Origin of the sequence: Croceicoccus marinus (assembly GCF_001661675.2) — a bacterium.
Classification (GTDB): domain Bacteria; phylum Pseudomonadota; class Alphaproteobacteria; order Sphingomonadales; family Sphingomonadaceae; genus Croceicoccus; species Croceicoccus marinus.
This window is the reverse complement of record NZ_CP019602.1, coordinates 269586-288617: the sequence shown is the minus strand read 5'-3', so window position 1 is coordinate 288617 and position 19032 is coordinate 269586. Positions and strand designations below refer to the sequence as shown.

At 60.3% G+C, this 19032-nt stretch carries 12 protein-coding genes and 2 pseudogenes; 4 read left to right on the top strand and 10 right to left on the bottom strand.

Annotation, left to right across the window (positions count from 1 at the left end; genetic code table 11):
- Positions 1-110 precede the first annotated feature (110 nt).
- The gene (locus tag A9D14_RS01445; protein ID WP_083987518.1) at positions 111-281 is read left to right on the top strand and encodes a DUF2188 domain-containing protein; all 171 of its coding nucleotides are present in this window, start codon (positions 111-113) and stop codon (positions 279-281) included.
- Positions 282-310: 29 nt separating this feature from the next.
- Here A9D14_RS01445 and A9D14_RS01440 read toward each other — a convergent pair.
- From A9D14_RS01440 to A9D14_RS01405, 8 genes and pseudogenes are all read right to left on the bottom strand, one after another.
- A pseudogene (locus A9D14_RS01440) lies at positions 311-574 on the bottom strand (integrase core domain-containing protein); the annotation flags it as partial.
- Positions 575-610: 36 nt separating this feature from the next.
- A complete protein-coding gene (locus tag A9D14_RS01435) occupies positions 611-1834 on the bottom strand; it encodes an IS256 family transposase (protein WP_066842340.1) in 1224 nt (407 codons plus the stop codon).
- Positions 1835-1887: 53 nt separating this feature from the next.
- A pseudogene (locus tag A9D14_RS01430) lies at positions 1888-2813 on the bottom strand (IS3-like element ISEli1 family transposase); the annotation flags it as partial.
- A gap of 408 nt (positions 2814-3221) precedes the next feature.
- Positions 3222-4573 (bottom strand): IS3 family transposase gene (locus A9D14_RS01425; protein ID WP_151884740.1). Its coding sequence is split into 2 segments (ribosomal slippage): positions 3222-4235 and positions 4238-4573, totalling 1350 coding nucleotides; the frame shifts between segments, so codons are not numbered across the junction.
- 44 nt (positions 4574-4617) lie between these two features.
- The gene (locus tag A9D14_RS01420; protein ID WP_083987516.1) at positions 4618-5289 is read right to left on the bottom strand and encodes a LysR family transcriptional regulator; all 672 of its coding nucleotides are present in this window, start codon (positions 5287-5289) and stop codon (positions 4618-4620) included.
- Between the two features lie 31 nt (positions 5290-5320).
- Positions 5321-8449: an efflux RND transporter permease subunit gene (locus tag A9D14_RS01415; protein WP_006833870.1), complete on the bottom strand. Its 3129-nt coding sequence runs from the start codon at positions 8447-8449 to the stop codon at positions 5321-5323.
- Positions 8446-9420 (bottom strand): efflux RND transporter periplasmic adaptor subunit, encoded by a 975-nt coding sequence (locus A9D14_RS01410; RefSeq protein ID WP_157668100.1) that lies wholly within the window; start codon positions 9418-9420, stop codon positions 8446-8448. The genes A9D14_RS01415 and A9D14_RS01410 overlap by 4 nt, the downstream gene beginning before the upstream one ends.
- Positions 9421-9548: 128 nt before the next feature.
- Positions 9549-10991, bottom strand: a complete 1443-nt coding sequence (locus tag A9D14_RS01405; protein ID WP_006833872.1) for an efflux transporter outer membrane subunit — start codon at positions 10989-10991, stop codon at positions 9549-9551.
- 309 nt (positions 10992-11300) lie between these two features.
- Here A9D14_RS01405 and A9D14_RS01400 point away from each other — a divergent pair, with 309 nt between their 5' ends.
- The 3 genes from A9D14_RS01400 to A9D14_RS19950 all read left to right on the top strand — a co-directional run bounded on the left by A9D14_RS01400 (position 11301) and on the right by A9D14_RS19950 (position 14913).
- Positions 11301-11909 (top strand): TetR/AcrR family transcriptional regulator, encoded by a 609-nt coding sequence (locus A9D14_RS01400; protein ID WP_066842332.1) that lies wholly within the window; start codon positions 11301-11303, stop codon positions 11907-11909.
- Positions 11910-11970: 61 nt separating this feature from the next.
- The gene (locus A9D14_RS01395) at positions 11971-13092 is read left to right on the top strand and encodes a patatin-like phospholipase family protein (protein ID WP_066842330.1); all 1122 of its coding nucleotides are present in this window, start codon (positions 11971-11973) and stop codon (positions 13090-13092) included.
- A 786-nt stretch (positions 13093-13878) separates the two neighbouring features.
- Positions 13879-14913, top strand: coding sequence for a tyrosine-type recombinase/integrase (locus A9D14_RS19950; protein WP_232468695.1), 1035 nt, complete (start codon positions 13879-13881; stop codon positions 14911-14913).
- Positions 14914-15115: 202 nt separating this feature from the next.
- Here A9D14_RS19950 and A9D14_RS01380 read toward each other — a convergent pair whose 3' ends face one another.
- Positions 15116-16687 carry a hypothetical protein gene (locus A9D14_RS01380; RefSeq protein ID WP_066842325.1) on the bottom strand — a complete coding sequence of 524 codons (1572 nt, stop codon included), beginning with the start codon at positions 16685-16687 and terminating at the stop codon, positions 15116-15118.
- A gap of 99 nt (positions 16688-16786) precedes the next feature.
- Positions 16787-18961, bottom strand: coding sequence for a hypothetical protein (locus A9D14_RS01375; protein ID WP_157668099.1), 2175 nt, complete (start codon positions 18959-18961; stop codon positions 16787-16789).
- Between the last annotated feature and the right edge of the window lie 71 nt (positions 18962-19032).

The window sequence follows — 19032 nt, the reverse complement described above, 5'->3', positions numbered from 1 at the left end:
ACCGTCGATTGTCGTAGTTTTCTGGCGATGTTGCGGACATCGTCGCCATAAAGATCGCTTCGAGCACCTAGCGCCAAGTTTGCAGGATTGTTATATTCGTCGTGGAGGTAATGGCGATGGCGAAGCAAGGTCAGCACGTAGTTCGAAGTTCAACTGGTGGTTGGGCGGTGAAGAAGGCTGGCTCATCCAGAGCGAGCAGCGTGCACGACACCCAAGCCGAGGCGATCAAGGCTGCAACAAGGATCGCTCAGAATCAGAAGACGGAACTTTACATCCAGTGACGTGACCCCCAGCTTTCCCCCAGCTGGGATTAGAGCCGGGCGGTTGTTTTGCGCATAAGCGCGATTGAAGCAATGGGCTGCGTAGTGGAGCCCGTAGGGCGTAGCGAAGCAGGCCATTGCTTATCCAGTTCGGCGGCGAACGCCGCCGGTGTTGCGTAGCCAAGCGATGAGTGCGGTCGCTCCCGGTTGTAATCATCCACCCAGGCGGCGATCTCGACACGGGCATGGGCCATGCTCATGAACAGCGTCTCGTTGAGCAGTTCGTCCCGCATGCGACCGTTGAAGCTCGGGACTGTCAGGAATTCCGTGTATGGACGGGCGGTTGAACATTACGCCGCCATGGCTTTGATGAAGCGCTCACCGAATATCACGGCGAACTGGGCCTTTGCCATGGTCCACTCACGCGGCGGCATTTTCCACTCTTTCTCCGATCGGTTCAAGATCAGATAAAGCAGTTTGGTGGCGGCCTCGTCGCTCGGGAAGTGGCCTCTCGCCCTGACGGCTCTGCGGAGCTTCGAGTTGAGGGCCTCGATGGAATTCGTGGTGTAAACGATCCGGCGAACCTCATCAGGGAACGCAAAAAACGGGATGACCTCGGCCCAGGCACGTCGCCAGCTCTGGCCGATGGCGGGATAACGCTTGCCCCAGGGACCAGCCTCGAACGAGGTGAGCGCCTGTTCGGCGGCCTCGGCGCTGGGGGCGCGGTAGATTTCCTTGAGCGCCGTCGCCAGCCCCTTGCGGTCCTTCCAGGACACGAAGTCCATGGAATTGCGCAGCAAATGGACGATGCATGTCTGGACCACGGCTTCGGGAAACACGGCGGTGATGGCCTCGGGGAAGCCCTTGAGCCCATCGACCACGGCAAGCAGGATATCCTCGGTCCCGCGGTTCTTGAGCTCGTTCATCACCCGCAGCCAGAACTTGGCGCCTTCGTTCTGCTCGAGCCACAGGCCCAGCACCTCCTTGGCGCCATCAGCGCGGACGCCCAACGCGATGTGGATCGCCTTGTTGCGGACCATGCCTTCATCGCGGATCTTGACCCGGATCGCATCAAAGAAAACGAGCGGGTAAACCGGATCGAGCGGCCGTTGCTGCCAGCTGGCGACTTCGTCGAGCACGGCGTCGGTCACGGTGCTGATCAGGTCCGGCGACACGTCAATGCCATACAGATCGTGCAGATGCCCGGTGATCTCCCGGGTGCTCATGCCGCGCGCGTACATCGATATGATCTTGTCATCGAAGCCGGGGAAACGGCGCTGGTACTTCGCGATCAGTTGCGGCTCGAAGCTCGACTGACGATCGCGCGGGACATCGATCTCCAGCTTGCCGGCATCGGTGGTCACGCTCTTGCGGCCATAGCCATTGCGCGTGTTCCCGGCTTCTTCGTCGCTGGTCAGATGGTGATCCATCTCCGCATTCAAGGCGCGCTCGGTCAGCGCCTTCTTCAGAGAATCCAGCAAGCCGCCTTGTTCGAAAGCGGCACTGGCAGCACCGCCAGCCAAAAGCTGATCCAGCAGCTCATTGGGGATCGCAGGTTCTTTGCGTCGGGACATAGTGGGACTCCTTCTTACCCATTATGCCCGCCCACACACGGAATTCCTGACAGTCCCTTGAAGCTCTCGACATAGCCATTCTGCATCGGCCTTCCGGGCGCGATATAATGCCACTCGACGCCGATCTCGCCGCACCATGCCAGCACGGCGTTGCTGGTGAGCTCGGTTCCGTTGTCGCTGACGATCATGCCGGGCTTGCCACGCTGGGCGATCAGCTCGGTCAGCTCTCGAACGACACGGCGACCAGAGATCGACGTGTCCGGCACCGCTGCCAGACACTCCCTTGTCACGTCATCGACCACGTTGAGCACCCGGAACCTCCTGCCCGACGCCATCTGGTCGTGCACGAAGTCCAGGCTCCAGCGCTGGTTCGGTAAGGCGAGCACCGGAGCAGGTGCCCTCGTGCCGACTGCGCGCCTGCGACTGCGTCGACGCCTCACCGCCAAGCCTTCCTCCTTGTAGAGCCTCTGGGTCTTCTTCCGGTTGATCATGATCCCCTCCCGGCGCAGCAGGATGTGCAGACGGCGATAGCCGAACCGCCGTCGCTGGTTGGCCAGCTCGCGCAGCTTCTCACGCAGATCGGCGTCATCGCCCCGGGTGGAACGGTAACGCACGCTCTTGCGATCGGCATCGATGACACGGCACGCCCGCCGCTCGCTCATCCCGTGGCATGCCTGAAGATGAGCGACAGCTTCCCGCTGCGCGGCGGGCGTCAGAACTTTTTTGCCAGAAGATCCTTCAACGCCGCTTTGTCCAGCATCGTGTCGGCCAGCAGGCGCTTGAGCTTGGCGTTCTCGCTCTCGAGCTCCTTGAGCCGCCGGGCATCAGACACCTCCAGCCCACCATACTTCGACTTCCAGTTGTAGATCGTCGCTTCCGAAACCCCGTGTCGCCGGGCCAGGTCGGCGGTCTTCGCTCCCGCCTCCGCCTCCTTGAGCACGCCGATGATCTGCTCTTCTGAAAACCTCGTTCTCTTCATCTCGTCCGTCCTTCTGTCAGGGCCGGACTCAAATCCAACTTGGAGGAAAATCAGGGGGTCACGTCAATCTGCTCTGCTACCTGAAAATTGGTCCATTTCTGGATAGAGTTTTCGGCGATGGACTTCGCATCCTTGCCTAACCCAAGACTTTCGATTGCCCTTTAGGGCATCGTAATTCCAGGACTCATGAACGACGTAATGTTGCATTATAGGCGATTCATCCTTTCCCTGGCGACGACTGGAGTTGGCGCGCGGTGAACGAAAGCATGCGCGCTGCTATTTCTCGCTCACCCATCACGATGTCCGGAACGCCAAGCCGCTGCAGATGCTCGACTGTCCGTCGTCAAAACATTTGGCACAACTCGCGGCGTAGGATTGCGGAGTGCGGGCCTCGTCTGGGTTTGATGTTTAGGCGGCGAGCTTGCGGTGTTGCAAGCGCCGATGTTCGAGTGTCTTTCGCTTGATCCTTTCTCGTCGTTTGATGATGGCGGCAGCCCTGCCGAAGTAGGCATCGGCAGGCGTCACGTTGTCGAGGCTTTCGTGATAGCGCTGGTGGTTGTAATGCTCGACGAACGCCTCGATCTGCTGTTCGAGGTCGCCAGGCAGGAAGTAGTTTTCGAGCAGCACGCGGTTCTTTAGCGTTTGATGCCATCTCTCGATCTTGCCCTGGGTCTGCGGATGGAAGGGTGCACCGCGCACATGGCTCATCCGGTTCGCTTCGATGTATTCGGCCAGTTCCCCGGCGATGTAGCTGGGACCGTTGTCGCTCAGCAGACGTGGTCTGTGCAGCACATTGGCATGGTCGCAGCCTGAGGCTGCCAGAGCCATGTCGAGCGTGTCGGTGACGTCCTCGGCTCGCATGGTGGTGCAGAGCTTCCAGGCGATGATGTAGCGCGAGTAATCGTCGAGCACGGTCGAGAGGTAGACCCAGCCCCACCCGATGATCTTGAAGTAGGTAAAGTCGGTCTGCCACATCTCGTTGGGGCGCGTGGTCTGGGTGTGGAACGCCTCTGCCGCCTTGATCACAGTATAGGCCGGACTGGTGATCAGATCGTGGGCCTTGAGCAGCCGGTAGACGGTGGCTTCCGACACGAAGTAGCGCTTCTCGTCAGTGAAGCGCACCGCCAGTTCCCTTGGGCTGAGGTCAGTCTGCTCCAGCGCCATCTCGACGATCTGATCCTGAACCTCGGGTGCGATCCTGTTCCACACGCGGATCGGCGTCGATGACCTGTCTGCCAGCGCCTCCGGCCCGCCTTCAAGGTAACGGTCATACCAGCGGTAGAAGGTGCGCCGTGCGACGCCGAGCTGGTCCAACGTGCGCTTGGCCGGGAGATGCGATTGCTCAACGATCCTGATGATCTCCAGCTTCTCGGATGCGGGGTATCTCATGCGTCGTCTCCCCCATCCGCGATCATGCTTTTTTTGAGCAAGCGGTTCTCCAGGATGAGGTCGGCCACGCATTCCTTCAGATCGCGGGCCTCACGGCGCAGATCCCTGACTTCGTCCGTAGTCGCTGCACGGGCGGTGTCGCCAGCCAGGCGGCGTTTGCCGGCCTCCATGAACTCCTTGGACCAGGTGTAGTACAGGCTCTGGGCAATGCCTTCCTTGCGGCACAACTCAGCTATCGAGTCATCGCCGCGCAGGCCTTCCAGCACGATCCTGATCTTGTCTTCCGATGAAAAATGCCGACGGGTCTTGCGGCGGATGTCCTTGACCACCTGCTCGGCAGGCAATTTGGACCTTGAGGATTTGGGCTTCATCTTCGTTCCTTCGTCACTACGACGAAGCCCAAATCCTCCTTGAATCACAACCTCAAATCTGTGCCATAGGTGCTGACGGGGGACATACCGATCAGCATGTCGCGGATGTCCGGGCCGGGATCGGCGGTCGGCAGCATAAAGCGCTGCCCACGCAGATCAGTCCAGTTGACAGTGTCACGCTCATAGAGTGCGTGACCCTTCGACATCGCAGCGACGACGTGCTCGCTCCAGAACGAGGCGTGCCGACAATCATCGCGGGCGATCTCGCCCATCAAGATGGCTATATCGATCTCGCCGCTGTCGAGACCCGCGAAAAGTGCACTGCGGTCCGATTCGACGCCGTTGATTTTAAGGTCAGGGTTCTCGCGTTGCGCGGCGACCAGCGTAGCACGAAGGTTTCCAGCAGAGACGGAGTTGTTGAACCCGACAACGAAACCTCCTGCACGGCCACTGCCCGCCGCGCGCGTGTTGGCGATCATCCGGTCCGCATTGGCGACCATAGGTCGGGCGCTGCGCAGAAATCGCAACCCGGCGGTCGTTGGAGCTACACCCGAGTGTGACCTCAAGAATAGCTGAGCGCCGACCGATCGTTCGAGCTTCATAACTGAGCGACTGAGCGTTGATTGTTCAACATCAAGGGCGCGGGCGGCGCGATAAAAGCTGCCGTGATCCGCTGCAGCGATTGCATATCTTAGTTGACGAATGTCGAATGCCAATTACGAGCCCCGGATGTTGACGGTACAATCATCACTTTCCTGATTTCGAGCTGGCGGACTGTGCGCCAAAGAACCACGCGTACAGAACGGGCACCGCGCCCAATGTGATTGCCAGAGCAAACACCAAACCAAACGCGATAGCGCTGGCCAAGCCGTAGAAAAGCACGTCCTGTCCGATGATGAGCGGTAGGAGTCCGAGGATCGTGGTGATCGTCGTCATCAGGATTGGTCGGAACCGGCGCATGCCGGCCTGGACCACCGCTTCGGCTACTTGCTCAACGTCAGCATCGTCGCGCGTTTTGCCTTCATCGTGTGCACGTTTCTCCGCTTCACTGCGCTCGATCTCGCAGCGGTCGACGAGAACGATGGCATTGTTGATGATAATGCCAAACAGAGCGAACAGGCCGAGGATCACCATGAAGCCGAAATCGGCCTGCATGATATGAAGCCCGGCTGCCGCACCGATCACGCCCAGAGGAACGACTAGGAGAACGACACCGGCCTGTCGGAACGCACCGAACTGGATCACCAGCATGATGACGATCAGCCCCATCATCAGGGGCAGATTGGCGAGCAGCGCGCTGGTGCCTTCCGAGCTCTCGGCGATAATGCCGTCCCATTCTATATGATGACCCGGCGGCAGCATCGCCTCGAGCTCGTCGAGCTTGTCCTGCACCATCGGAACCATGTCCTGCGGGGTGACCGAGGTAGGACGCGCTTCGACCGTGAGCGTCTTGATCAGGTTCTCGCTCTGGATGCGTCCCCGTTGCGGGACAAGCGAAGCCATCGCTACTTCACCCAACTGTACGACCGCTCCTTCCGCCCCGACAAGCGTCACCGCTTCCAGTCGGGCCGGATCGGTGCGCTCGATTTCGGGAGCACGAATGACGATCGGCGCGAGATCATCGCCGTCGCGATAGACGCCTACGGATTGCCCCGAGAAATAGGTCGTGAGCGCACGCGAGACGTCGGCCGAGGTCACGCCCGCCGCACGCGCGGCCGCTTGGTCGACCTCGACCCTGTATTGCATGGACGGTTCTTCCCAATCGGAGAAGATGTCGATCGTCCCTTCGACCTCGCGCAGGATGCCCGCGAGCTTGTCGCCCGTTTCAAGCAGGACATCGGGGTCCGGGCCGCGAACCTGCACCTGGATCACGTTGGGATCGCTCGGCCCGAGGAACATCCCCGCGATCCGCATCCGAGTGTCGGGAAAGGCCACGGCCATGTCCTGCCGCAATTGCTCGACACCGGCATCGCGCACCTCCGCGTCCTTCGCGTTGATGACGAGGAAACCCCTATTGGGGGCTGGGTCCGATGGTGCGAGCGACAGCACGAAGCGCGGTCCCCCAAACCCTGAATAGGAAGCCACGCTGTCGAAGTCTGGATAGCGCTCGTCATCGTCAATGAACTCGGAGATCGCCTGAACCTTTTCGTCCATCGCAACGCTCGAGGTTCCTACGGGCATGTCGGCATAGACGAGTATCTGCGCACGGTCGGACGAGGGGAAGAATTGTTGCGGAACCAGCTGCAGCGATGCCGCTGCGATAGCAAACAGCGCGGCCATGCCGCCAAGATAGAGCTTGCGATGCGCGAGCGCCCAGCGAAGAAGCTTCTCGTAGCGCGCCGATCCCCAGTCGAACGTTTCGTCAACCTTGGCCCTGATCTTGCCCTTCTGTTGCTCCTCGGGTGGCCTGGCGAACCAATAGCACAGGGTGGGGATCACCGTGACCGCGATCAGCCAAGAGCTCGACAGAGCGATCAGGATGACGAGCGAAATGTTGCGCGTGTATTCACCCGATTCCTGCTGCGCGAGCATGAGCGGCAGGAACACAAGGATAATGGTGAGTGTCGACGCGAGGAGCGGCCCGGCGAGTTCTCCGCCCGTCTGACCGATAGCCTTGCGCCGGTCGATGCCTTCGGCGAGGCGCTGTTCGAAATCCTCCGCGATCACAATGCCGTTATCGACCAGCAGGCCGAGCGCGATAACGATGGTTGCAAGGCTCATACGCTCTAGCTTGATGCCGTACATGCCCATGATTGCGAGTGTGATCAGCACGACCGCAGGAACCACTGCGCCGATTACGAGCCCCGTGCGAAGGCCAAGGAAGAGGATCATGGTCGCAAGCACGATGGCGAACGTCTGGAGGACGTTGAAGCTAACGCCGTAGACAGCGTTCTTCACCTGCTCGGCCTGCCAGGTCATGGTTTCAAGCGTTATGCCCGCGGGCAGCGACTGGCGCACGTCGTCGATCGTTTCCTGCGCGCGATCGGCGTAGTTGATCACGCTTTGCGCCTCGTCCATCGAGATGGCGAAGACGATGGCAGGATCACCGTTGAAATAGGCGCGCTGCAACGGAGGATCGATAGATCGTTTGCTGACCTGCGCGTAATCGCCGAGCCGGATGGTCCCTGCCGGGCCGAGGTCGAGATAAAGGTTTCTGACGTCTTCAAGTGTTTCGAAGGCGCCCGACGGTTCGATCGACAATCGGCGGCTTTCGGTCTCGATTGCGCCACCGGGCGCCACGACGTTCTGCTGTGCGAGCGCCGCAGCGACCGCATCGAGCGGAACGCCGAGTTGGGCGAGCACCGCATTGCTCATCTCGATATAGACCCGCTCCTGCGGTCGACCCAGGATGTCGACGCGCTTGGTGCCGGGAATGGTGTAGAGCTGGTCGCGCACATGCTCCGCAAGATCGCCCAGCTCGTCCATCGGGAAATCGGCAGATTGCAACGCCAGCGTAATGACCGCGACATCGCCGAACTCGTCGTTGATGATTGGCGCCATCGTACCTTCAGGGAACTGGCCCACAGTCTCCTCGACCTTTTCGTCCAGTTCGTCCCACGCCTGATCAAGATCGTCGGTGGCGAAGGCGACTTCGGCATGGATAATCGATTGTCCCTCCATTGAAGTGGCACGCACTTCGTCGACCTCGGGCATCGTCTTGATAGCTTCGGCGAGCGGGGTGGTGATGAGGGTCTCGACCCGTGTCGCGTCCATCCCCGGATGCGCGGTAACGACCACGGCTTCGCGGATAGTGATCGTGGGGTCCTCGCGCGCGGGAAGCGTGAAATAGCTCGCGACGCCGTAGATCATCGCGAGCACGACGATGAGTAAAACCGCCGCGCGGTAGCGGAAGCCGAGTTCCGAAAGATTGCTCACGATGCGAACCGCCGCGCGCCGGCGCCGATCAGACTGACGCGCTCACCGGTTTGCAGAAAGGCTGCTCCCTTGCTGACGACGACGTCGCCGCTCTTCAGCCCGCTCGTTACCGTAACGCGGTTCTCGCTCGCCGCTTCGAACCGGATGGTGCGCGCGGAAACTTTATCGGTTTGCGTGTCGACGACCCATACCTCTCCGCGATCGGGACCGGTGGGCATGATGGCGGTCAGCGGTATCGCGTAAGTGGCGGACTGTGGCCGCGGTTCTTCGTTACCGGCGTCGCGAGACAGGCGAACCTCGGCCACCTCGCCGGGCTCGATCGTCCCTTCACCGGCCATCACCCGTGCGACGATTTCGAAGGCGCCCGGCCCGCTGCCGCGGCTGGAAATCTCGGTGATGGTCGCCGCAAGAGCTGGCACGTCGCGTCCCGGTCGGAGCACCTCGACCGATTGACCGGTGGCAAGCCGATCGCGCAGCGTTCCGGGGACGCTGAAGACCACTTCGGTTCCGAAACCGTCGAGCTCGAGCACCGGCTGGCCGGGGGAGACCTGGGTGCCCGGCTCGACGATCCTGCGCGCCACACGACCCGAAAAGGGGGCGCGCAATCGGGTATCGGAAAGCGTCTCGCGCGCCGAGCCAGCCTGCGCCTGCCCGGCATCTAGAAGGGCCTCGAGACTGTTTACCTCGGCATCGGCGGTCTCCAGCCGCGTCTCGGAGGTTGCACCCTCGGCAAAGAGCGCGCGCTGTCGCTCCGCTTCCTGTCGGGCGCGCGCAAGCCGCGCGCGGGTTTCGACGACCTGCGCGTCGGCAGACGCGGCATTGAAGCGATAGGTCGCGGAATCGAGTGTCGCGACCACCGCGCCGCGTCCGACCCGATCGCCGATCTCGGCGCGTACGGAGGTGAGGGTCCCACCGACTTCGAAGCTGAGTGACGCGCGCTGTTCGGCGCGTACGCGCGCCGGGAAGGTCACTTGATCGTCGGATGTGGTTTCCGAAGCGCCGACTTCGACCCAGGCGACAGGTCTGGGCTCGGGCGGTTTTTCCGTTTCGGAACAGCCAGCCAGCAAGAAGGCTGACCCAAAAAGGGCGAGGGTATGTTTCACGATGGGTCTCCCGATGGTGCGGCCTGCCAGCCGCCGCCGAGTGCGGCGTACAGCCCCGCCATGGCAAGACTCGCCTGGCGATAGGCAATCGCTCGGCCGCGTTCCGCATTCCGCAGACCCCGCTCAGCCTCTTGCAAGCGAAGCTGGTCGATCGCGCCGTACTGGAACTGGATGCGGGCGAGGCGGTAATTTTCTGCCGAAAGGGTCGCGGCGCGCTCGCTCAGTGCAAGTGCCTCACGTCCCAGGTCGTAGCGGGCGATGGCCGTCTCGGTTTCCTCGAGCGCGGTTAGAATGCTTTGCTCGTAAGCAAGCGCAGCCCGGCGCGCTTCCAACTGAGCGAGATCGATTTCCGCGCGGATTCGACCGCCTTCGAAGACGCGCCACGACAAAAACGGCACGATGGAATAGCTGGTGCTGTCGCCATCGAAGAGCGTATCTAGCGCGATCGATGAGAAGCCCCCTGCCGCGTTGAGGCGCAGCTGCGGGAAAAGCTCGGCCCTCGCGACGCCAATCTCGGCGGTCTCGGCCGCCAGTTCGCGTTCAGCGCGCGCGATATCGGGGCGCCTTCGGAGCAGATCGGCGCGCAGGCCGACAGGCACGTCGAGCAGCGCGACCTCGTTCCGATCCTCGGTCGCGAGCGCGATCTCTCGTTCCGGCAACCCGCCGATCAGCGGCCCGAGAGCCAGGGCAGCAGCCCTTATCTCGACATCGAGGCGCGGAAGCTCGGCTTCGATGCGGGCGAGCTCGCTTTCAACGAGCAGCAGGTCGGCACGCGATATTTCGCCCTCGCGAAGCTGAATATTCGAGAGCGCCAGCAGTTCGCGCTGCGCCGCGATGCTGGCGAGAAGCGCGCCGCGCTCGGATTGGTATCCGATCAGGGCAAGATAGGTCGAAGCCGTCTCGATGGCCACGGCGAGCCGTGCACCGTTGGCGGCTGCAATCGCGCCTTCGATGCGCGCATCGCCCGCTTCCAGAGCGCGGCGCGTTTGGCCCCATAGGTCGATCTGCCAGGCGAGCGACCCCCCGACATCGTAGATTTCAAGTTCTCGCTGAAAGCCGGGGATCTGTGCAAAACCCGGATTGGCGTTGAGGCTTTGCTGCAGCGCGGTGACGGAGGCATCGGCTCCGACCGATGGAAGCGCGGAAGCCCTGATTTGCGCGCGTCGCGCCCGCGCTTCCTCGACCCGAAGGAGTGCCTGTCGGATCGTCAGATTGTCCTGCAGCGAAGCTTCGACCAGCCGAGTGAGCACCGGATCGCCCAGATTGCGCCACCAGGCGATGAATTCCGCTTCGGCGACCGGTACGCTTTCCCGATCGATCCAGTCGGTCGCTGTCGCCTCGATAGGAGGCCGCTCGTAATCAGGACCGACCGTGGCGCAGCCTGCCAGACCCGCCGAAAAAACGGCGGCTATCCATCGGCGATGGTGGCCTGGTCGCATTGTGAGTCTGATCATAATGGGCTGGCCTGCTAGGCGATTCGCTCTGAACCGTCTAGTACAATCTAGAACGAATTTGCTAAGTCAGTCGCTTGTTCCTGAAGGATTTCAGCAGCCGCTCCTGCGCGAAAGTCGCGTTAAGGCGCTGAGAAGATACGAAATATGTCGAATAACTTAGCGAGAGATCAATAGGTATATCGATTCCGAACGCCAAGCAGAAAAGCTACCCAAAAGTTCATCATGAACCTTCGGGTTGGCTTTCTGAAACCGAATCGCCTATGGCCACTTTCAGATCGGAACGAAGTGGAGCAGATGAACAAGATCACGCAGACGAAGAAGCGGGCGGCTATTCTCGCCGGGGCTCAGCGCGTGTTCGTACGCGAGGGGTTCGAGGGTACCAGCATGGATGCAGTGGCGCGCGAGGCGAAAGTCGCCAAGCCGACGCTCTACAATCACTTTCGCGACAAGAACGCACTTTACGTTGCGGTGGTCGAGCATTCCTTGACCCGGGTGCGCAGCGAGATCGTACCACCGGAATTCCGTGACATGACCGCGACCGAAGGTCTCAAGGTCATCACCACGCGCCTCGCACGCATGTTCGGGCGTGACGACGACGTGCTGCGTCTGTGCCGCATCTGCATCGGCGGCTTCGACCGCTTTCCGCTCGCTACTTCGACCTTCATGTATAACGGCCCCCAACGCGGCAACCGCGAAGTAGCGAGCATGATCGCGCTATGGGCCGGGCGGGGCGAGCTAGCGTGCGACGATCATGAACTTGCCGCCCAGCAATTGGGTGAACTTTGCAAGGTCGGGATTTTCGATCCGCGCTTGTACGGCTCGCGCGAGAAGGCGTCGATCGACGAATGTCACCGGATTGCTGCGGCCGCGTATCAGACCTTCATGGCGCGATATGGCAAATAGGAGCATGCGACGCAGGCCTGGTATCGCCTCGCGGATACCAAGACGGACATCGCCGAGAGCGATGCTTTTGATCGTCCTTTCTGCCGCGCTCGGTGCCTGCGCAACTCTGCCCGAGCGCGAAGACGTTTCCTCGGCGGCGCGGATGGGTGGACAACTCGTTGATTTCACCGGCACGCGGTTCGATACAGAGGCATCAATCGAGATTATCCGGCCATGGCATGATCGCTGGATGGCGGAGAGGCGAGCCTCGGGTGACGACGAACCGATCGACCTGCTGGCCATCTCCAGCGGGTCGGACAAAGGAGCCTTCTCGGCAGGCTTCCTTACGGGCTGGAGCAAACGCGGCGACCGGCCCGACTTCGATCTCGTCATCGGGGTCAGCACCGGCGCGCTTATCGCGCCTTTTGCTTTTCTAGGTCCAAGCGAGGACGACGCTTTGCGCCGCCTCTACACGACAATCGACGCGGACGACATCTACCGTCAGCGTGCGATCTCCGGGCTGCTCGGTGGACCAGCTTTTGCAACCAGCCGTCCCTTGCTCGAAATGATCGAGCGCGAGGTTTCGCCCGAACTTGTCGAGCGGATCGTAGAGGAACACCGGAAGGGTCGCCGCCTTCTGGTAACTACGACCAACCTTGACACGCAGCGCGGCACGATCTGGGATCTGGGTTCTATCGCCGTCTCGCCGATGCCCAACCGCGAGCATCTTATCGAGAGTCTCCTTCTAGCCTCCTCGAGCGTCCCTGCGCTGATGCCGCCCGTAATGATCGATGTCGAGGCGGACGGGCAGCCCTTCCGCGAAATGCATGTTGACGGCGACACCGCAGGAAGCTTCCTCGCGATACCGCCCAGCATCCTGTGGGGACAGGCCGAGCTCCGTGAGCGAGCGGATGTGACTAACGGCTCCTTCACCATTCTGTATAATGGCCGCCTTGCGCCGCAGGTCGAAGGCGTCGAGCCAACGGCTTTTTCGATCCTGCGCCGCTCGATCGAAACCATGATCGCCCATGCCGATAGGAACATCCTACGGTCCTATCGCGAATTCGCCGTCCATCATGGCGTAACGCTTGCGGTCTACCAGATCGGTGACGATTTCGATGATGACGCCTTCCCAGACGAGCAGTTCGATTCCGCATTCATGCAGGCCCTGTTCGCCCATGGCGAAGAGCAGGGACGTCAGTGATGATGTAGGGGCCTGCCGGCCTCCTACGGCGTTGGCCGTCGGGTTGCGAAGGCCAGCAAAAAGCATCTCTCAATGCCAGCGGACGCTGCATCTGAATGCTAATTTTTGTTCTCTCGGGCCTGCTGGTAGTTGCATTGAACTGCGCGAAACAGGTCACCTTCATGGGCGCGGCTATCGCTTTGCTCAACCGGTTGGTCGCGGATCGCGTCAAACCGACAACGCTCCAATTCATGGTCGCGGTCGTTCTAACTGCATTCTGGCTGATGCTTGGGTTGGTTTGCTCAGTCTGCCTTTGGGCGTCACGTCAGTCTGGAGAAGTAGGGCCGACGCACCCATGAAGCATCTAGCTAAACCGGACATCATCGCAACTCCGCTTGAAGGCGTTACCAGTTGCGGTTGGGTTTTGACAGACAGCGGTCTGGGTCTCAACCCGCGCAGACCGGATCGCAACTCTGTCGAAGAAGTCAGCCGATATCTCGCGAGGTTGCCTGGTTTTGACGTCGAACCGCTACAGCGTACTTGGCTGATGGTAAGTGTGATGGTTCTAAGCCTGAGAGGCTGAATGAAGAACTCCAGAAATCAACGTGTTAGGCGGCCCGATCGAGTCCTCTTCTGGCACCATTTGTTCTTCTCACGTTCTCCCAAATAATCTATAAAACCCGCAGAAATCCTAGGGATTTGGCCCTTGGATCGTTCCGGATCGTCCCGCCTGTTCTCGGGGGTTCCAGACACTTTTGTGGGCCTTTTGAGGCCATTTCGCAAAGGCCCAGATGAAAAGGCCCCCACATGCCTCTGACAGATACTCGCCTCCGCGCACTCAAGCCCAAGGATAAGCCGTACAAGGTAACCGATGAGCGTGGCCTGTATGTTGAGGTCACGCCGACCGGCGGTAAACTTTGGCGTTTCCGATACCGGATCGGCGGCGCGCAAAAGAAGCTCTGCATCGGCAGCTATCCCGACATCAGCCTCAAGCAAGCGCGAGACGCGGCCTACGAGGCGCGACGAGCTGTTGCTTCAGGGGGCGACCCGGCTTTTGAGAAGCGGAAGCGGAAAATCCGCGCGGAGTTCCTTTCTGCACAGACGTTCGAAGCAGTCGCACGTGAGTATATTGAACAGATGATGGTCCAGAATGGCCGCGCCGATGGCACGATCGTCAAGGCCAACTATTTCCTCGACAAGCTTGCACCTGCCATCGGGAACCGACCCATCAACGAGATCGAGCCATTCGAAGTCCTGGCTCCTCTCAAACGTCTGGAAGCCACTGGTAAGCACGAGACTGCGAAGAAATGCCGCTCGTTCGCAGGCCGCGTGTTTCGCTACGGTGTCGCTACTACCCGCTGCAAATCCGATCCGACCAGTATGCTGAACGTTTGGGCGAGAGCGATCGAGGGCGCAAGTGTGACGGTTTGGCATGTGTTTGAATTCCCTTCGATCGGGCGGCTTCGTTCTCAAGCACCCAACTGGCCGCACGCGGTCAGCCTTCAATGCCCGGCCCGCGCCAGTTCGCTCCGCACCCGTGTTGAACACGAATTCTGCCCTTGGCCGTGCGGCCCTTCCGTTGGTGCAACGAGCCACCAGACACGAAAGGAAATCATCATGGCACGCAGCAATACCGCACCCGCGCAGGAGACTAACCCGCCGGAATTCCTTGCCTGGCATGTCGCCAACAAGGGCGACAAGGGTTTCTGGACCCGCATCGGAGCCGCGTGGTTCCACCGCGACCGCAAAGGGCTTTCGCTTCAATTGGAAGTGGTGCCTATCAATGGCCGGATCGTCCTGCGCACGCCGTTGGACGACGAGAAGAAGGAACCGGGCGCTTAGTGCCCGGCCTTCGAGTGGGTGGACTGGAATTGAACCATTGGCGGATCGACAGCTTTCAGCCGACGAGACGTTAGAAGCGAACTTTCATCGATAGTTGCCTTTGTTTTTACAGCTTTGCATTACGCATCGGCAATGCAACTCCGTGTCGGCAAGTGTCAGGGGCGCCGTATCACCGTCCTTAGGTCAAAGCGCGGTCTGAACACTAGGGAGAGCGGCGGGAGGCCTTTCCCGCGGCATCCTCTGCACCGGCGGCAGGCTGATGATCGTCGTTGATTTCGCGGCCAAGAAGATCGAGCGTCACGGTGCGAGAGAATAGGACACGTGGCGATGGGCCTCTCCAAACCCCCTCGCCATCCTCGATCCGGAAGTTTGCAATGTTAGGAAACAGCGCGTCGTCAATGGGGTAGAGCGCTCGCGGATTGTGGTGTAGCTCGAGTTCGTCGGCCCAACCTTCCCAGTAAGCGGGATCCTCCACGTCAAAATCGAAAGGGATGGCCTCGTAGGCGTCTGGGCGTGGGTCGTTCCAGCCACCAGACCGCCGGAGGGTAACGAACCGATCACCAAAGCCAGCACGCACCGCCATGCGGTTGAACTTAGCGATCGTACCCGCGTTGCTAAACAGCACGGCCGACACGTTCTCCGTCCCATCCTGCTCGAAAAACGGAAGTATCTGGTTCGAGCCCTTCTCGAAGGCGTCAATACGCTTTTCCTCGCCATATTCGCGGCCATCAGGTCCGGTGCTGACGGCGGCGGAACGACCATATAAATAGATAGGCAGCGCTGTATGCGACCAAGTCATCGAGGCTTGCGCGTGGAAGTCGGCGATCGCCAGTACGAATGGCTTTCCCTTGACGTGATCAAGCTCCCAGTAGCGCTTGCCGACTTTGGTATGTAGGGGCGACCCGAACTTCAGTGTCATTTCCTTTTCAAGGAATGACCATCGATCATCAGGAACGGGAGGCGGTTCTCCGCCCGTTGTCGCCACAGCGCGGGTGTCGGGTGCGTTAGCGGTAGTCGCCTCGACGAAAAGCTCGATCCCGTTTCGCTCCAAGTGGTAGTCGGGTGACTGATGATCGTGACGTAACCGGAAGCCCATTTCGCGGAACGCGAATGACAGGTAAATCTCCCAGACGCGGGCGCTGTAACCTGTCGTTTGGAAGTCTCGGGCGAGGTTGCCGTCCAAGTCGGGCACCCAGCGCGAAAGCTCGGCCATTAGCGCTTTCGCCCCGCGCTGCGCTACGCCGTCTCGAAGGATTCTGAAGCCGGGATGCAGGGCCGTTTCATCTACTTCGGCGATCGGCGAGAATAGGTCGGTCCCTTTGGGCTGGTCGGGCAATGGCTTTAGGGTTGGTTTGAGTTCGAGGGCCGATAGCCCCATGTTGCCGCGCAGCATGTCTTCGGCGGCCCGGACCGTCGGAAGGCCTCGCTGATGTCCAACCGGGCGGTAGCGTCCCTCGCCATCGCGAGCGATCACCGCGAGGCCCACTTTGCCGGGACCACCCTTAAGATAGACCACGGCGAGGAGCCGCTCCCGGTCGGCTGACCAGAAGGATGTGGGCGAGCACTCGTCCCTAAAGTCCTGCGGCAGGCCCCAGAGTGCAAGCGCCTCGAAGCGCTCTCGTGACATCCGCTCGAAGCCGCTCTGGCGATCAGGATCGTAAAGCCGGACGTCGTCAGCCAAGCGAGCGATCAACTCTTCTCGCGATATAAAGAGGTCGATGCTATCGCCCTCGTTTTGTTGATCGGAAGGCTGTCTGCCTTGGCTTCCACTCATCTATCCCCCAATCCTTCAAACCGATCCACAGCAGCAATGACTGGTCGGCGACAGTTACAAGCGATGCGGTGGCATCTAACCGAAAGCAATTTCCCGAGATCAGCTCAAACCCTGCCGCCTCCCACCAATCACGGGCGGTCCATGCCTCGCACGCAGTTCACGGTCCCACTTAATCATGTCGAGTACGTACGATGAGAACGCGAGGTCTCGGTATCCCATCGAATAGCGCCATTCGCGAGGATCCAGCGCCGCCAGCTGATCCGTAGCAATCGACGCGGGACCAAGATAGGCAATTAAATCTGCGGTTTGGAAGTCAGGACCTCGCCAAAATGATAGGCTGTCCTCATCCGCGACGATGCGTCCGCTCGTTAGGACGTTGATCAGTTCGTGGGCCTGCCGGATTGGGTGTCCGTTTAAGTTTGCTCCGTGGAAGACCCGGTTACCGATGACAATACCGGTGTGGACTTCGCAGGACGCGTCGACATCCCACCCGAGCTTCTGAAAGAGGACCTCCCGATTATTGGTGTTCGCTAGGATCTTGTGCCGCTTGTCGAGCTGCTTCCTGGCGCTGCGAATATGATCCCAGCTGTTGCGCATCTCGTGGACGGACACCGGATGGTAAGCGTTTTTGCACTCGAACAGGAAGAGCGACCGATCGCGCCAGGCGACAACGTCCAGTTCCAACTCTTGGCCAGCAACCTTCACCTCAAAGTCGCTATGGACGAGGAAGCCTGCGCAACCCAGCGCCTCCGTTACAGCTTGGACCACGCGGTCCTTGGGGCCAATGGCGGCAGACCGGAGACGGTTGGCGACGATCGTGTTACGCACGAGGTTTGAAGCCGCGACAACGTGCGGCGCTATGACGTAGTAGCCCCCGGTATCCAAGAAAGGGCGATACTGTAGGTCGAGGTGCGGCTCGCCCGGCTCCATCGTCAGGAGGGAGACGATCTCAACGGCTTTGTCCACATCGCCGAAAATCAGCTCCATCTGCTTTATAAGGTCGTCGTGACGGATGACGAGCAAAGTCGAGGTCAGGGTCAACTCCCCGCGCTCGGACTCGTCCTTCAGGTCCGAAAGACGTCGCTGATAGGCGCAACTGAGAAAGTTGAAGTAGCGCTGCACCTTAAAGACGTCCATCGAGGTGACGTGGTCGGTGATCGAAAAGATCAATTCCTCGAACGTGCCGAAGTTGTCGACGTCGAGCGCGAGGAGCATTTGGAGTTCGTCGAGAAACAGATCGTCGCGCGCGAAGAACTCTTCGAAAATTTCAGGCACGGCCGGCAGGCGCAAAACCAATCTACGTATCGGTTGTTCAACCAGCTCAAGCATCTCCCCGAAGCTGCCCCGCTCGAAGCCGCGGTCGATAACAGAGCGCATGGAGATCGCAGGCTTTGTCTGCTGCAGGTGCGTGTAGCGGATCATTCCCTGGTTCTGTGACTGGATGTAGCCAAGTCGGACGGAGCGCTCGAGGTCGGGATCGATGGAGGAGATGGTGACGGTCTCACCCGCACTGTCGGCGCGGTACGGAAGGCCGTCGATGAAGAACTCGGCTTCCCTGAACTTCGTAAGGCGGATAGCGGCAACAAGCAACCGCTCGTAGACGAGCGCGTTCTTCGTGAAAGCGTCCGTGTCCACATGTGTGAAGCTGACGCCATCGACCGGAAACATAGAAGCGTAGGTGCGCAACACGAGCGAGGCCGCTTCAGCATACTCTTCCGAGGAGTAGCGATGGCCGCTCAGGGAGCTTGCCTCATGGTCGTTCAACCAGCCGTGGTAGAACAAGGTGTTAACCATCACGAATACGGTCTTCAGTACCACGGCATGGCGCGACCGGATCGTCGTCTCTATCTCTTTCTGTAGTGCCCGGGCGTTGCCGGCGAGGCGCGAAAGCGCCACGACCGATTCGAGATACACGATTCGGTCAGGGGACGCCGTCAGCAGCTCGCGCACGCTGAGCGCGGCCTTGGCAACCCTGCCGATCAGAGATCCCCGGAATTCATACCGCGATGCTCGCAAAACACCCTCGCGCCGCATGCAGGCGATGGCATGATCCGCGTCGAGAAACATCATGGCGAGTGCCGTCGCGATTGCTTCGCCCGCGCGGTTATCGTTTAGATACTTTGCCAGCAATTGGACATGAGCCTTGACATCCGAGGCGAGTGACTTCGACGTGGGTTGGCGGACTTGGTTCCGAAGCAGCGCGACCATCGCCCGCTGGCTTTTGGCGGCAATTAGCCGGGCCGCAAGATCTGATACTGGCTGGAACTGGGACAATTCATTCTCTTTATTATGACCGACAGTGCGTGACGATATGCTGCGAATGAGAATTTTTCACCATGTCGGCT

What these genes read in the sequence shown, in the direction of transcription:
- A9D14_RS01400 (WP_066842332.1), top strand. Translation starts at nt 11,301, where the DNA reads ATGAACAAGATCACGCAGACGAAGAAGCGGGCGGCTATTCTCGCCGGG.
- A9D14_RS01405 (WP_006833872.1), bottom strand. Translation starts at nt 10,991, where the DNA reads ATGCGACCAGGCCACCATCGCCGATGGATAGCCGCCGTTTTTTCGGCG.
- A9D14_RS01395 (WP_066842330.1), top strand. Translation starts at nt 11,971, where the DNA reads ATGCTTTTGATCGTCCTTTCTGCCGCGCTCGGTGCCTGCGCAACTCTG.
- A9D14_RS19950 (WP_232468695.1), top strand. Translation starts at nt 13,879, where the DNA reads ATGCCTCTGACAGATACTCGCCTCCGCGCACTCAAGCCCAAGGATAAG.
- A9D14_RS01445 (WP_083987518.1), top strand. Translation starts at nt 111, where the DNA reads ATGGCGATGGCGAAGCAAGGTCAGCACGTAGTTCGAAGTTCAACTGGT.
- A9D14_RS01380 (WP_066842325.1), bottom strand. Translation starts at nt 16,687, where the DNA reads ATGAGTGGAAGCCAAGGCAGACAGCCTTCCGATCAACAAAACGAGGGC.
- A9D14_RS01435 (WP_066842340.1), bottom strand. Translation starts at nt 1,834, where the DNA reads ATGTCCCGACGCAAAGAACCTGCGATCCCCAATGAGCTGCTGGATCAG.